This is a genomic window from Brucella rhizosphaerae (assembly GCF_002252475.1).
Lineage (GTDB): Bacteria > Pseudomonadota > Alphaproteobacteria > Rhizobiales > Rhizobiaceae > Brucella > Brucella rhizosphaerae.
This window is the reverse complement of sequence record NZ_NNRK01000034.1, coordinates 964,639-978,742: the sequence shown is the minus strand read 5'-3', so window position 1 is coordinate 978,742 and position 14,104 is coordinate 964,639. Positions and strand designations below refer to the sequence as shown.

Here is a 14,104-nt window from a genome sequence, read left to right as displayed (position 1 = left end):
GGCGCGAAGTTCAAGGCTACCGACAAGGCAACCTTCAACCTTCAGGGCGCTTACGAAGATTGGGGCAAGACCGCAATCGCAGCAAACGTTGCGTATCAGCTGGTTCCTGGTTTCACCATCACTCCAGAAATCAACTACACCCGTTGGGACAGCGATCATCCACTCCGTCAGGCTGGCGCTATCGAAAACAAAGATGCGTTCGGCGGCATCATTCGCTTCCAGCGTTCGTTCTAATCAGAACTACGCTTAAGCATCTGACGCCAACGGGCAACCGTTGGCGTCAGTCATTTGGGGAAGCGTTCACGAAAGCGTGAACATTGGTTCTTTCGAGATGGGGATCTCGGCGGAATTCAAAATGGGGGAGTTGCGGGGACGAATAAATGGGGGGCGATGGGTTCTAGAAAAGGATCGAAACATGTCTCCACATAAAGTTAGCTCACTTATCTTGTACTCGATGAATTATTTCTTTATGCATGCATCCCATAAAAAAGTGGGGGACTTGCTATGATCGTCGTTGGGGGCACGAGGATCGATGGAGGCGAAGGATATTCGCCAGTTATCGATTACAACCTTGAATATACATCCGTAAAAAGCCTGAAGCATCGGCTCGTAGAGCAATTTTCACTGGCTGAATTGGCGGGAAAGTATATCAACATCCTTTGGGATGATGGCTCACACAAGTATAATGTGAAATCGTTCCTTGGTGAAATTGATGAAATTCTGAAAGGCATCCGCTTTTCGGGTTTTGATCAGCACATGCTCGACTCCGTCATAGGTTCGCTTCGTGAGCGCGGCAACAGCAATGCAACCATCAATAGAAAGATGGCTGCGTTGAGTAAGCTGCTGCGAAAGGCGCACAAAATGGGGGATGTCTATAGTCTGCCGGAGTTTGTCCGACAGAAAGAGCGCGCGGGGAGAATCCGCTTTCTTGAATATGAAGAAGAGAAACGCCTGTTTGCCGCCGTTAAATCGCGCTGTGAAGACAGCTATCGTCTGTCTGTTTTTCTCGTCGACAGTGGCTGCCGTTTGGGAGAAGCGATTGGCCTCACCTGGAATGATATCCAGGAGCATCGCGTTACATTCTGGTTGACCAAGTCGAACCGCAGTCGGACCGTTCCACTAACCAAACGTGCACGAAAGTCTACAGAGATTACGCATGAGCGGCTGAAAGGCCCCTTCTCCATGCTCAATCAGGTGCGCTTCCGTCAAATATGGAATGATGCGAAAATCGAAGTGGGCCTCGGCACCGACGATCAGGTCGTTCCGCATATTCTGCGCCATACATGTGCTTCGCGCCTCGTTCGCGGCGGCATAGATATACGGCGTGTGCAGATGTGGCTTGGCCACCAGACGCTGCAAATGACGATGCGGTACGCGCACCTTGCCACTCATGATCTTGATTCCTGCGTCAAGGTCCTGGAGATCCGCTAAGGCAAATTTCTCAAAAGAAGATTTCGCGGCATATGCGCGAAATCAAATAGCTGCACTGTGTCACTTGTGCGTGCTGGGGTGCGGACGCATGGGCGACTACAGACATAAGTTGTATTGCCTGCACCGCCAATACAGACCTTCGGGTCTCAGAATTGGAACCCCTCCGCTTTGAAAGCTATTCGCAGGTCTTAGCACTTTGATTCGATTATATTTTTCTTGAACACGGTTCCGTAGATTTAGAGACACCCGGGGACGAACAGCTAAAGCACAGCCCGAAAAATGGAAACCGGTTTGATGTTCGTAAAAACAAAAAGATAGAGAATTTCTAATAATTCAACCTAATCCAGAAATGCTCTAGAGTATTGGGGCAGACAAGTACCGAGCCTGTGCCCGAGATAAATAGGTAAGCAAAATATCGCTTACGGGTTTTATGATTCTATCATAGCCAGCTCCGTTCGAGACGGTTGTGGCTCGGTAAACCTTTTGGAAATGCTGCTCATATCTCATTGAGATGAATACAGTCGCGCTCTTTCACATTTGATGCCGGCAGGTCCTGTGAGACATATAATCAAGTTTCTCCATAAGCGATGTGGCGAGGCTAGTCACAAATTGCTATGCCTGTCTGATCCTTTATCGGGTGCCGGGGCACTGAACCGATCGGTGAAAACGCATCACCGTTCCCATTCCGTTACCCTGTCCCATCAGACCAAGTTGACCGGAAACACTATGGCATCGCCTCGTCTTACGCCGCTTGTTGAAAGCCTCCCCTCCACAGTCCCTTTTATTGGTCCTGAAACGCTTGAACTTAAGCGTGGCAAGCCTTTTTCGGCACGCATTGGTGCCAATGAGAGCAGCTTCGGCCCGGCTCCATCCGTCATAGAAGCCATGCGACAGGAAGCGTCCGAAGTCTGGAAATATGGCGATCCCGAAAACTACGCCCTTCGCCATGCAATTGCGGCCCATCACGGCGTAAAAGCTGAAAATGTGATGCCGGGCGCAGGTGTCGATGCACTCCTGGGCCTGGTGGTAAGGCAATATGTGCAGCAAGGCGACAAAGTCATCAACTCGCTTGGCGGCTACCCGACATTCAACTATCACGTCGCGGGCTTTGGCGGAACGTTGCTGACGACCCCCTACAATCAGGACAGACCTGATCTGGACGCACTGATCGAAAAAGCGTGTAAGGAAAATCCAGCGCTGCTTTACATTGCGAATCCAGACAATCCCATGGGCACATGGCATGAAGGGGCGGATATTCAGGCGTTCATCGAACGTATTCCAGAAACAACAATGCTGATTCTCGATGAGGCCTATTGCGAAACAGCCCCTGCATCTGCCTTCCCGGCATTTGAACTGGATCGCCCGAATGTTTTACGTATGCGCACTTTCTCGAAAGCCTATGGGCTTGCAGGGATTCGTGTTGGTTATGTTCTGGGCTGCGCCGATGCGATCAAATCGTTCGACAAGGTTCGCGACCATTTCGCCGTTAACCGGGTTGCCCAAGCCGCAGCAATTGCAGCTCTGAAAGATCAAAGTTATTTGCATGATGTGGTCAGCAAAATCCATGCAGGGCGGGATAGAATAGCCATCGTTGCAGAACGCCATGGATTAAAGCCTATTCCTTCAGCTACGAACTTTGTCGCCATTGATTGTGGACGGGATGAAGCTTTCGCAACGGCCATTCTCAACGGGCTGATTGAGCGTGATATCTTTGTCCGCAAACCCGCCGCCCCTGTATTGAATCGCTGCATTCGCGTGAGTGTTGGCGTCAAAGAGCAGATGGATCTGTTTGAAGCGGCGCTGCCTGAAGCACTTACAGAAGCCCGAAAGACCCTGAACATAGCCTGATTGTGGAGACCACCATATGACGATCCAACATAGCAACCAACCTTCCAGCGTTCTGTTTGGCACACTTGCTGGTCTATGCGGCGCCCTTGCAATCGCTGCTTATGCGGGCGCAGCGCATGGTGGCGAGAACCATTTGGGTGCAATTGCACCTCTCCTTCTCGGTCATGCCCCTGCCCTTCTGGTGTTGTCCCTGATCGTTCCAAACAGCCGCATAGCCAATATTGGCGGTGCACTGCTGGTGGCCGGACTGGCGTTGTTTTGCGGCGATCTGTTTATGCGGGACATGACCGGGAACAGGCTGTTTCCAATGGCGGCACCCACAGGCGGAAGCTTGATGATCCTGGGTTGGCTTGTGGTTGCGATCAGCAGCTGGTTCAAGAAGACCTGAAACCAACCCTCCCCATCGAAATGCTCAAAGAAAAAGGGGCCTTGCTGATCAGCAAGGCCCCTTCTCTCTAAAACGGTGTAAGTTCAAGCCGACTTATAAGCCGTCCCAGATTTGAAACATTCTGAACGAAGGCCGGTCCCGTAAGTTCACTTTACGGGAACCACTCTAAGTTTACGAGTTACCCTTCAGGCGTGCGTTGCAAAGGCTGTAATAGCCGCCGCCCTTCTGAACCCATTTCAAACCACCCAGTGCATTTGCATCCTTGGCTGCATGATACTGCTCAAGGCAAGTATGCATACGCGCCTTGCCTGCAGATTCGCTTGAGAACTTCGAGGAAACAGCGGTTGGGAACTTCACGCCACTTGGTGCAGCAACGGTGGGTGCCGAAGGTTCCGAATTGCCATCAGTGGTCAGCGCGACAGGATCAGCACCCGGGCCACATTCCGACTTACGGAAATCGTTCCACTTAGTACCACCATCGGTACCGGCATCTTTAGCTGCCTGATACTTGGTGCTGCACTGCTTCATTGTCAGGCTCTTCGCGCTGTCATCAGCTGCAGGTGCAGCTGCGCTTTTGGCCGGTGCAGCCGCCTTTTTTGCAGGAGCGGCTGGTGCAGCAGCTGGTGCTGCGGCGGCAGCATCGCCACATTGCGTCTTGCGGAAATCATTCCACTTGGCATCGCCCAGCGTGCCAGCATCTTTCGCAGCCTGATATTTCGTGCTGCATTCTTTCATCGTCAGAGCGCTTGCCGGTGATGAAAAAACGAAGGCAGATGCGCCCATGATGATTGCAGTGCCAGCCAAGGCTGTGATGGTACGAATAGACATCTCGTCGCTCCCTGTCGGATACGGACTATTGAATTCTTTGTTCCTGAGCGGTTTCATTTAAGATTAAATCGCCAGAACTGATCAAACTTTTGTTTCAACGCATTGCCCGGCGCAAAACCGCCGTGCAGTTTTGCTGGGAATGCTTTGGTTCATTTAAGGATCGCATAACGCGATCATTCAAAACATCCAGTCTGCTTTGCCGGTCTCTAACCTTTTAAAATTTCGCATTCGCCGCCAAGTCTGATGCCAAGCAAGTTGACTGTCAATCAGTTGATTAATATTACCACTGCATACAATACAAAATTTCTAACCGTCATTCTTTAGATGTTACGTAAATTTGAATGACACAAAGTAAATATATAGTAGTTCCATACTCCTGTCCTGCCTTTATTGGAACAGAGTTAAAATCTGAGGTTCATCCCAATGACACAAAGGATCATGATCATTGGCGGTGCAGGATCGGGAAAGTCTACGCTTGCAAGCGCGCTCGGAAAAATCAGCGGGCTACCTGTAGTTCACATCGATACTATCTACTGGGAACCCAATTGGACCATGCGTCCCCGTGACGAGATTTCCAGCCTTACCAATGAGGTTGCCGATCACGAGGAATGGATATTCGAAGGCAATCATAGCGAAACCATGACGTACCGCGCATCGCGTGCAGATATGCTCATATTCCTCGATATATCGACCCCGCGGCGGCTATGGCGAATCATCAGACGAACCTTTCGCCACTACGGCAAGTCACGTCCGGATATGGCCGAAGGTTGCGAAGAACGTTTCGACTGGGAATTTCTCAAGTTCGTCGTCAATTATCGTAAATATGGTCGTGTTCGAGCGCTTTCCTTTATGAAAGAAGCCCCTTTTCACCTGAAAAAATACCATTTACGCAATCCGAGCAATGTGAACCGTTTTCTCGCTCAAGCCGAGCACGAAATATTCCAAAAAATTGACATATCGAAATTGCGTTAAATCCATAAAGCCACGCTTAAAATAACAATATTGCTAGCAGTGCGGGCACGTTTTCCGAATGCTATATTTGCAACGTCTCCCAAGACTTGACGCTTGCGCGTGGAGCGATAGCCCATCAGTGCAGCGCGAATATACGTAACCTCAAACGTCGGAACTCTGGTTCTGCCTTTGAGTAATCTTGTCCGGATTTCCGGTTTTCGCAGCTCTGGAGTTAAACGTGGCCGATATCGCAGATAGCGCCTCCCCGCTTGCCGATGTGACCAGCGTAATCGGCGTTGATCGTCACCATCTTTACGAAGACGCGGTCGCCATGCTGATTGGCACCTCATTCATCGCTTTGGGTATTACGCTTTACAGTCACGCAACCCTGATGACAGGCAGCACAGCTGGCATTGCACTGCTGATCCAATATGCCACCGGCATCGGATTCGGCCTGCTCTACTTTCTGATCAATCTGCCATTCTATTATTTCGCTGCAAAGCGTATGGGCTGGCCGTTTACTATCAGGACATTCATCGCCGTAGCGCTGATGTCATTCTTTGCCAAAGTCATTCCGCTGTGTGTGGATTTCAGTTCGATCAATCCGCTCTTCGCAGCGTTGATGGGCGGAAGCCTGATGGGAATGGGCGTACTGGCGCTGTTCCGTCACCGCTCCGGTGTCGGTGGTGTCAACATTCTCGCGCTTTATGTGCAGGATGCCTATGGCATTCGCGCTGGCTGGTTCCAGCTCGGGCTCGATATTCTCATCATGTTTGGATCACTGTTTTTTATCCCATTGGAGAACATGTTGCTCTCGCTGGTGGGAGCTATTGCAATGAATGTGATCATCGCGATCAACCACAAGCCGGGGCGTTACCTCGGGATAAGCTGACAAAAAGGCCGCCTGATTGGGCGGCTTTTTCATATCTGCCCAAGTAGTCTTAGTGCGCAGTCATCCATTCACGCGCACCGCGAAGAGCAGCGGCCAGTTCGATTTTACTCATCGTCGCAGCCACCTGATTGCGCATGCGCTCGGCTTTCTGATTGCCTCGGATGGCTGCAATGTTGAGCCATTTGTGAGCTTCAACAACGTCGATTTCACAGTCGCGTCCGATAGCGTATTTCAAACCCATCTCCAGCAGAATGCGATCCTGGGAGCCTGCATTGTCGTGCTGTGTAACGCTCTGAAACTGTGTCATTTTTCTTTGTCCCTGTTAAATCCCGAGAACCGTCCGCTCTTTGTTTCCGAGACTGGCTTTCACCGTCCCGGAACCGTCGGATCTGTCGTTCCGTTCATGGTCTTTAAGATAAGCGACAGGATTAAAATGCTCGTTAAACCAGATGCTTAACAAGGGGACAACGAAATCCCAACAAGGAGTAAATTTGGGAATTCGTTAAACATCCAAGCCATCCGAATTACAGCGTTTTTCCGAAATGGCCATGTTTTCGCAATCCTTGCTTAGAAACCAGATGATAACCATGGCGGAGATTGATGTGTTAGAGGGCATTTATATCTGAGTGGAAGAGAGCGACGCATTAGCGGTTGTGACCGCCCATTTTGATCTCAAAGTCACTTCATGGTTTTGGGGATGCGCTCTGGAAACTTTGTTATCACTGAATTCGAGCCAGCAAATTATCCCTCTTCCGCTTCGGCAAAAACTCGATTACGTTTACGTTTGCGTAAGTATTCTGCAAGGCTGGGAGCTTTGCGGCATTTTGGGAGGAATGCATGATCCGCAATTTTATAATGGGAATGACCGCAGCCGTTGCATTGACAGCGGGCCTGTCTGCGCCAGCATTTGCCGACGAGGCTATTGTCGGCACGTGGAAACGTCCGAATGGCACGATCATCAGCTATGCAGCATGTGGCGGCGGCAAATATTGCGGCACCGTGCAGACCGGCGAATATAAAGGCAAATCAATCGGGTCGATGTCCGGCAAAGACGGCACCTATAAGGGCGAAGTCAATAAGCTGGATGAAGGCAAAACTTATACCGGCAAGGCCAGCGTAAAAGGCAATAGTCTATCGCTATCTGGCTGCGTTATGGGTGGACTTATCTGTAAAAGCGAAAGCCTGACGCGCCAGTAAGTCATTCATGAAATAAGTCAGAGCCCCGATCTGAACTTAACAGATAGGAGCTCTGACGTTTTCTTTGGCGCGTATCGCCGCCTCAAACCGGGTGATATCATCCAGGATGGGCCCTAAAAGTCACCGTATGTCTAGCGAGCCTTCTGGCCGAACAGAATTTTCTGAGCTTCCTTGTCATTTGCAAGGTTAGACTTTTCTCGCTCTTCCTTGCCAACGACAAGACCACGCTGCACCGCAGGGCGTGTGTTCATCGTTTCATGCCAGCGCTTGAGGTTCGGGAAGTCCTCCAGCTTCTGCTCATAATTCTTATAAGCGTTAACCCAGCCGATGCTCGCCATATCGGCAATGGAATATTCGCCTGCAATATATTCCTTGCCTTCAAGCTGACGGTTAAGCACACCGTAGAGGCGATTGACCTCATTGGTATAGCGATCAATGCCATATTGCACTTTTTCGGGCGCATAGAGGCGGAAGTGACCGGCCTGCCCTGACATGGGCCCCAGTCCGCCCATCTGCCACATCAGCCATTCATCAACGGCTACGCGCTTGCGTTCATCGGTCGGATAGAACTTGCCAAACTTGCGGCCGAGATATTGCAGAATAGCACCCGATTCAAACACCGAAATTGGCTCGCCACCCGGACCTTCGGGATCGACAATCGCTGGCATACGGTTATTTGGCGCAATTTTGAGAAAATCCGGCTGGAACTGATCGCCTTTGCCAATATTCACATATTTTACTTCATAGGGAACACCCAGTTCCTCCAGCATGATGCTGATTTTGAAACCGTTCGGCGTGGGCCAATAATAAAGCTCGATAGGTTTTGTCTGCTCGGCCATGGGTATCTTTCTCCCGCTTTCTTGGCTTTGTCCGTAATTCCAATATTGGCTAACATAGGGACAGCGCAGCAAGGCACAAGAGCGAACCGTGCTTGTTAATGAAGCTTCAATATTTTTGAACGCCGGATGAACACAGCCGTCAGGGACAGTTCAGATGCAACACGTAAACTCAGAAATCTAAAGCAGTTTCGGGGAAAGCGGGTGCCGATTTTCGTCCACGACTGCACAAAACAAAGAGATAGCGGCGGATTTTCCGGTCTGGAACAAGAAACCCGCTCCAAAAGAACGAATTCCAAAGCCGGGGGGAACCATGTTGCTGTGGCGCGCTACAATAGTCTGTCTCATGATTGCAGGTATTGCGATCATCGCGAGCCTTTTCGTGGATCGCAAATATGACGTGTATCGGGATCAGCCGGTCGTGGGGCCTGTTACCGCAATGCATCTCAAGAATGTGGGCGGCGACAAACAGTTATGATCTCACGTTTCCGTCTCTCTGCAGGCATCGCACTCCGGGTCCTGCTCTTCACGGCTGTATTCACCGGGCCTGCTGCTACATTCGCTTATACGCAAATTGGTCAGAAGGCACATATGAGCGGCGCGGGGCTTGTGCTTTTTGTAACTCTGCAACGCAGTGCTTAAAGACAAATATCTATTCAGCAAGCGGCCACAGAGCCCACGAATCCCTCATTATCTCAAAGTTCTTCGATGCTCATCCACATGTCGGAATTGACCTACGAGTGTCACGGACTTTGCTATAATAAGTCATGACACAGCGAATCGAACAACCTTTTCTCACAGAGATCAAAACGCCTCCTTTCATGGAACCGGCGGTTTTCACCGATGCAAGCGCGGCTGTTGCCGCGCTCCGCAAGCTTTATGATCGCAACACCGAATTCCTGCGCAAAGCTTTTGAGCAGCTTGCACGTGGCGAAGTCCGCCCGCAACGCTATCGCGCATTTTATCCCGAAATCTGCCTTTCCACCTCCAGCTTTGCTCATGTGGATACCCGTCTCGCTTTTGGCCATGTGACCACGCCCGGTGACTACTCGGCCACGATTACCCGGCCCGATCTCTTTGACCATTATCTCAATGAGCAAATCCGCCTCCTGATGCGCAATCATGGTGTGTCGGTGACGGTTCGGGAGTCCGCAACCCCTATTCCGATTCACTTTGCTTTCATTGAAGGCACCTATGTCGAGGCATCGGTTGCAAATGCCTTCACACATCCGTTGCGCGATTTGTTCGATGTGCCCGATTTGGCTGCAACCGACGACAAGATCGTCAATGCAGATTTTGACCCAACTCCGGGCGAGCCTATGCCGCTCGCGCCCTTTACGGCTCAGCGGGTCGACTATTCCCTGCACCGGCTTGCGCATTACACGGCGACCAGCCCAAAGCACTTCCAGAATTTCGTGCTGTTCACCAACTACCAGTTCTACATGGATGAGTTCTGTGATTATGCCCGGCGGCTTATGGCCGAAGGTGGTGGCGGGTATGAAAGCTTTGTCGAGCCCGGCAATGCGATAACGCGTGCAGGCGAAATCGCACCAAGCAGCGGAATCCCACTGCAACGCATGCCGCAGATGCCAGCCTATCACCTGCAACGATCCGATCATTCGGGTATCACCATGGTCAATATTGGCGTCGGCCCTTCCAATGCCAAAACCATCACCGATCACATCGCGGTGCTGCGACCACACGCATGGGTGATGCTCGGCCATTGTGCGGGTCTGCGCAACAGCCAGCAGCTCGGCGATTATGTGTTGGCACACGCCTATATGCGTGAAGATCACGTTCTTGATGACGATCTTCCTGCTTGGGTGCCCCTCCCCGCGCTTGCTGAAATTCAAGTGGCGCTGGAAGAAGCTGTTGAGGAAATAACCGGCCTTGAAGGCTATGATCTCAAGCGCATCATGCGCACCGGCACTGTTGCTACAATCGATAACCGTAACTGGGAACTCCGCGACCAGCGCGGTCCGGTTCAGCGTCTTTCGCAGGCGCGTGCGGTCGCACTTGATATGGAATCGGCGACGATTGCTGCCAACGGGTTCCGCTTCCGCGTCCCTTATGGCACGCTGCTCTGCGTTTCCGATAAGCCGCTCCATGGCGAGCTGAAGTTACCGGGCATGGCGACCGAGTTTTATAAGCGTCAGGTCGCTCAGCATTTGCAGATCGGTATTCGCGCAATGGAAAAGATCGCGGCCATGCCGGATGAGAGACTGCATTCACGCAAGCTCAGAAGTTTCTACGAGACAGCGTTCCAGTAAGTGAAATGGTGTCAAAGGCGTTGCTTTCGGCACCATCATCGCGCCGTATTCAACGGCTAGTGATCTGATTCTGACATTTGCATCCCTCGATGACGGGCGTTGAGCAAATGTCGGAATCTAAATGACCACTAGCAAGCTTATGAAGCTGGTGGATTTTTCGAATTTGACGTTTGAAACATCGTGTATGTCCGTCGGGATTCAAACGTTAAATTCAATCCACCAGAGCGGTTTCAATTACGTCAGATCGTTGAACCGCGTCTGACTGTTTATTTTCACGCATTGTCCTACGCAAAATCGTTTCGCACTTTTGTTGGAAATGCTCTGGGTGCGTATCATGTCAAAACGCCGCGAGAACCTTTCTTTTATTCTGCTGATCATCGCTATTTTGGTGTCAGTCCCGCTAGTGCTCGGTTTTCTCGGATCTGCGCATCCGGCGCTTGATTCTTTTGCGCATTTCCGGCCGCATCTCGCAATTCTGATGGCCCTGCTCGCGCTACCGCTCTTGTTCACAACGATGCGACGCGAAGGTGTCATGATCCTGTTGTTCGCAACCCTCGCTTTCAGCACCACCTTAGGAGCGACGCGCAATCTGCTTGATGGATCATCCTCTGCACAAGCGAATGAGCCAACGACGGGCGCACGCTACAGTCTGGTTCAAATAAATCTGCGCTACAACAATTCTGAACCGAAGCGCGTTTTACAGATGATCGCGCAGGAAAAGCCTGACGTCATCACCTATCAGGAAGCTGGTTCAGACTGGGCAATGTGGATCAACATTCTGAAGGGTACATATCCTTATCATTTTGAATGTCGCAAAGACAGTAGCAACATGGGGGTCGGCATTCTGTCACGCCGCCCATTCAGCGAAGGCAGCACACAGACCTGCCTCGGCGATGATCGCCTAGCCATGACTACCGTCGATTTCAGCGGCACAAGTGTAAATGTTGCAGCATACCACTCGGTCCTGCCATGGCCTTTTGGTCAGGCAGCTATCCTTGATGTGCTCGCGCCGGAATTACAGAAGTTCATCGGCCCTTCGATCATCGCGGGCGACTTCAACGCCACACCCTGGAGCAATGCAGTCCACCGTATTGAAAAAGCCTCGGGCACAAAAACGATGACAGGCATTGGTGGCACATGGATGCCGCAGAGCCTGCCCGCAAAACTCGCGCCTTTTATCGGACTGCCAATCGATCAGATTTTGGTGAGCCATGAAATCGGAGCTCCCGTCGCCGTTTCCCGCGAAGAAGTTGGCTCTGACCACCTGCCTGTAAGACTGGAATTTTCAGTTCCCTTGCCAGTACGACAAGATGACGACGAACCGGAAACCCAGTCCGTCATGCTGCAATAAAAAAGGCGGTTCAAAACCGCCTTTTTCTATTCCGTATTGCTGCAAACATTACATGTTCACGTAAACCGGTCCTTCGCCACAATTTTTATACACCGGTCGAGACGGACACAGTCTCCGTAAACATTACATGTTCACGTAAACTGGTCCTTCGCCTCCTTGTGGCGGAACCCAGTTAATGTTCTGGTTCGGGTCCTTGATGTCGCAAGTTTTGCAATGCACACAGTTTTGCGCATTGATCACGAAGCGAACATCCTTGGCCTGCGGGTCAGCGGCCGAATTGCCGTCTGCATCGACCCATTCATAAACGCCTGCCGGGCAATAGCGCGTCGATGGGCCTGCAAAAACGTCGTGTTCCGAAGTCTGTTGCAATTTCATGTCTGCAACCTGCAAATGCACCGGCTCGTTTTCATCATGGTTTGTGTTCGACAAGAACACCGATGAGAGACGATCAAAAGTCAGAACGCCATCCGGCTTTGGATAGGTAATCTTCTTGTGCTTGGCTGCCGGTTCCAGCGCCTGTGCATCAGTCTTGCCATGCTTGAGCGTACCAAAGAACGAAAAGCCGAAAAGCTGGTTGGTCCACATATCAAGACCACCAAGCGTCACACCAACAACGGTTCCCAACTTCGACCACAACGGCTTGACGTTACGGACCTTCTTGAGATCTTTGCCGATTGCACTGCTTCGCCAGCTGTTTTCAATCTCGATTGGCTCATCATTGGAACGACCGGCGGCAAGAGCTTCGGCGATCTTGTCGGCAGCAAGAATGCCCGACAGGACAGCATTATGGCTGCCCTTGATGCGTGGCACGTTCACAAGACCAGCAGAACAACCGATCAGCGCACCACCCGGGAAGGATAGCTTGGGCACCGACTGGAAGCCGCCTTCGGTAATAGCGCGGGCGCCATAGGAAAGACGCTTGCCACCCTCGAACGTGTCGCGGATTGCTGGATGCGTCTTGAAGCGCTGAAACTCCTCGAACGGCGACAGATACGGATTCTTGTAGTTGAGATGCAGCACAAAGCCGACCGCAACCATGTTGTCTTCAAGATGATAAAGGAATGAACCGCCGCCGGTCTTCATATCCAGCGGCCACCCAAATGAATGCTGCACCAAGCCCGGCTTATGCCTGGACGGGTCAACCTGCCAGAGTTCCTTGAGGCCAATACCGAATTTTGCTGGCTCGCGACCTTCGTCAAGCTTGAACCTGGCAATCAGTTCCTTGGCAAGCGAACCGCGCGCACCTTCACCGATCAGTACATATTTACCAAGCAGCGCCATACCACGCGTATAGTTCGGACCGTGTGTGCCATCACGCTCGACACCCATATCACCAGTGGCGACACCAATCACAGCACCTTCGTCATTATAAAGGACTTCGGTGGCGGCAAAGCCCGGATAAATTTCGACACCGAGTTCTTCTGCCTTGGTACCAAGCCAGCGGCAGACATTACCCAGCGACACAATGTAATTGCCATGATTGCTCATCAGTGGCGGCATGGCGAAATTCGGCAAACGCACAGAACCCGCAGGACCGAGCAGCAAGAAATGATCTGCAGTCACGGGCGTCTTGAATGGATGCCCCTCTTCGTCACGCCAACCCGGCAGCAACTGATCGATACCGCTTGGATCGACAACCGCGCCTGACAGAATATGTGCGCCGACTTCACCGCCCTTTTCAAGAACGACGACTGAAAGCTCAGGATTGATTTGTTTGAAACGGATAGCCGCAGCAAGACCAGCAGGGCCCGCGCCGACAATCACAATATCAAATTCCATGCTTTCGCGTTCGGGAAGCTCCTGGCTTTCAACTTCTGGGGCTTCAGACATTCGTGCCTCCGTCAGGGTTACATTTCCCCCTCACTATTTCAGCGCGGGTTATGCATCCAATTGTTTTTGCTCATGAACCTATCGCGAATGGGGATAAACCATATTCCGACAGGCCTTGTTTCCCCTCAGAGCGCCTTGCGCCCTATTGGACGCACAAAGGTCACTCTAACAGTCTAAATTTGCTGCATAATTTCACTTTAAACTGATTAAAGTTTAAGAATTTATGCAGTAGAACGGTTTTCAATCTGCATAGACCAGATTGCGCTCTAACATTTTTTTCAC

15 protein-coding genes are annotated in these 14,104 nt (G+C 51.3%); 11 read left to right on the top strand and 4 right to left on the bottom strand.

All coding sequences use genetic code 11. The features are described 5' to 3' along the window. The 4 genes from CEV32_RS21760 to CEV32_RS21745 form a co-directional block, all read left to right on the top strand. The coding region (locus CEV32_RS21760) for a porin (RefSeq protein WP_208620877.1) at window positions 1-234 on the top strand (234 nt) is incomplete at its 5' end. A 270-nt stretch (window positions 235-504) separates the two neighbouring features. Beyond that, complete coding sequence (locus CEV32_RS21755; protein WP_094579141.1) at window positions 505-1,431, top strand: tyrosine-type recombinase/integrase; 927 nt, start codon at window positions 505-507, stop codon at window positions 1,429-1,431. 726 nt (window positions 1,432-2,157) lie between these two features. Continuing rightward, window positions 2,158-3,279 (top strand): pyridoxal phosphate-dependent aminotransferase, encoded by a 1,122-nt coding sequence (locus tag CEV32_RS21750; RefSeq protein ID WP_094579140.1) that lies wholly within the window; start codon window positions 2,158-2,160, stop codon window positions 3,277-3,279. A 16-nt stretch (window positions 3,280-3,295) separates the two neighbouring features. Further along, complete coding sequence (locus tag CEV32_RS21745; protein WP_094579139.1) at window positions 3,296-3,667, top strand: DUF423 domain-containing protein; 372 nt, start codon at window positions 3,296-3,298, stop codon at window positions 3,665-3,667. 171 nt (window positions 3,668-3,838) lie between these two features. On the opposite strand, the gene CEV32_RS21740 is transcribed toward CEV32_RS21745, so the two are convergent. Further along, the gene (locus tag CEV32_RS21740) at window positions 3,839-4,495 is read right to left on the bottom strand and encodes an antifreeze protein (RefSeq protein ID WP_094579138.1); all 657 of its coding nucleotides are present in this window, start codon (window positions 4,493-4,495) and stop codon (window positions 3,839-3,841) included. Window positions 4,496-4,933: 438 nt separating this feature from the next. Between CEV32_RS21740 and CEV32_RS21735 the strand changes: the two genes are divergently transcribed. Together CEV32_RS21735 and CEV32_RS21730 are read left to right on the top strand one after the other, a co-directional pair. Continuing rightward, on the top strand, window positions 4,934-5,467 hold the full coding sequence (locus tag CEV32_RS21735) for a P-loop NTPase family protein (RefSeq protein WP_235818858.1): 534 nt from the start codon (window positions 4,934-4,936) through the stop codon (window positions 5,465-5,467). Window positions 5,468-5,684: 217 nt separating this feature from the next. After that, on the top strand, window positions 5,685-6,338 hold the full coding sequence (locus tag CEV32_RS21730; protein WP_094579220.1) for a YitT family protein: 654 nt from the start codon (window positions 5,685-5,687) through the stop codon (window positions 6,336-6,338). Between the two features lie 49 nt (window positions 6,339-6,387). Here the strand turns inward: CEV32_RS21730 and CEV32_RS21725 are convergent, their stop codons facing one another. Continuing rightward, entirely contained in the window at window positions 6,388-6,645 is a 258-nt protein-coding gene (locus CEV32_RS21725) for a sel1 repeat family protein (RefSeq protein WP_094579136.1), read from the bottom strand. Between the two features lie 530 nt (window positions 6,646-7,175). On the opposite strand from CEV32_RS21725, the gene CEV32_RS21720 reads away from it, so the two are divergent. Continuing rightward, window positions 7,176-7,535, top strand: a complete 360-nt coding sequence (locus CEV32_RS21720; protein WP_094579135.1) for a DUF2147 domain-containing protein — start codon at window positions 7,176-7,178, stop codon at window positions 7,533-7,535. A gap of 131 nt (window positions 7,536-7,666) precedes the next feature. Here CEV32_RS21720 and CEV32_RS21715 read toward each other — a convergent pair whose 3' ends face one another. Then, window positions 7,667-8,374 carry a glutathione S-transferase N-terminal domain-containing protein gene (locus tag CEV32_RS21715; protein ID WP_094579134.1) on the bottom strand — a complete coding sequence of 236 codons (708 nt, stop codon included), beginning with the start codon at window positions 8,372-8,374 and terminating at the stop codon, window positions 7,667-7,669. A 310-nt stretch (window positions 8,375-8,684) separates the two neighbouring features. On the opposite strand from CEV32_RS21715, the gene CEV32_RS23780 reads away from it, so the two are divergent. From CEV32_RS23780 to CEV32_RS21705, 4 genes are all read left to right on the top strand, one after another. Then, window positions 8,685-8,849, top strand: coding sequence for a hypothetical protein (locus CEV32_RS23780; protein ID WP_167382833.1), 165 nt, complete (start codon window positions 8,685-8,687; stop codon window positions 8,847-8,849). Then, the gene (locus tag CEV32_RS23775) at window positions 8,846-9,013 is read left to right on the top strand and encodes a hypothetical protein (RefSeq protein WP_167382832.1); all 168 of its coding nucleotides are present in this window, start codon (window positions 8,846-8,848) and stop codon (window positions 9,011-9,013) included. The genes CEV32_RS23780 and CEV32_RS23775 overlap by 4 nt, the downstream gene beginning before the upstream one ends. A 125-nt stretch (window positions 9,014-9,138) precedes the next feature. Continuing rightward, window positions 9,139-10,641, top strand: a complete 1,503-nt coding sequence (locus tag CEV32_RS21710) for an AMP nucleosidase (RefSeq protein WP_094579133.1) — start codon at window positions 9,139-9,141, stop codon at window positions 10,639-10,641. Between the two features lie 334 nt (window positions 10,642-10,975). Further along, window positions 10,976-11,992, top strand: a complete 1,017-nt coding sequence (locus tag CEV32_RS21705) for an endonuclease/exonuclease/phosphatase family protein (RefSeq protein WP_094579219.1) — start codon at window positions 10,976-10,978, stop codon at window positions 11,990-11,992. Between the two features lie 123 nt (window positions 11,993-12,115). Here the strand turns inward: CEV32_RS21705 and CEV32_RS21700 are convergent, their stop codons facing one another. Then, window positions 12,116-13,822 (bottom strand): electron transfer flavoprotein-ubiquinone oxidoreductase, encoded by a 1,707-nt coding sequence (locus CEV32_RS21700; protein WP_094579132.1) that lies wholly within the window; start codon window positions 13,820-13,822, stop codon window positions 12,116-12,118. Between the last annotated feature and the right edge of the window lie 282 nt (window positions 13,823-14,104).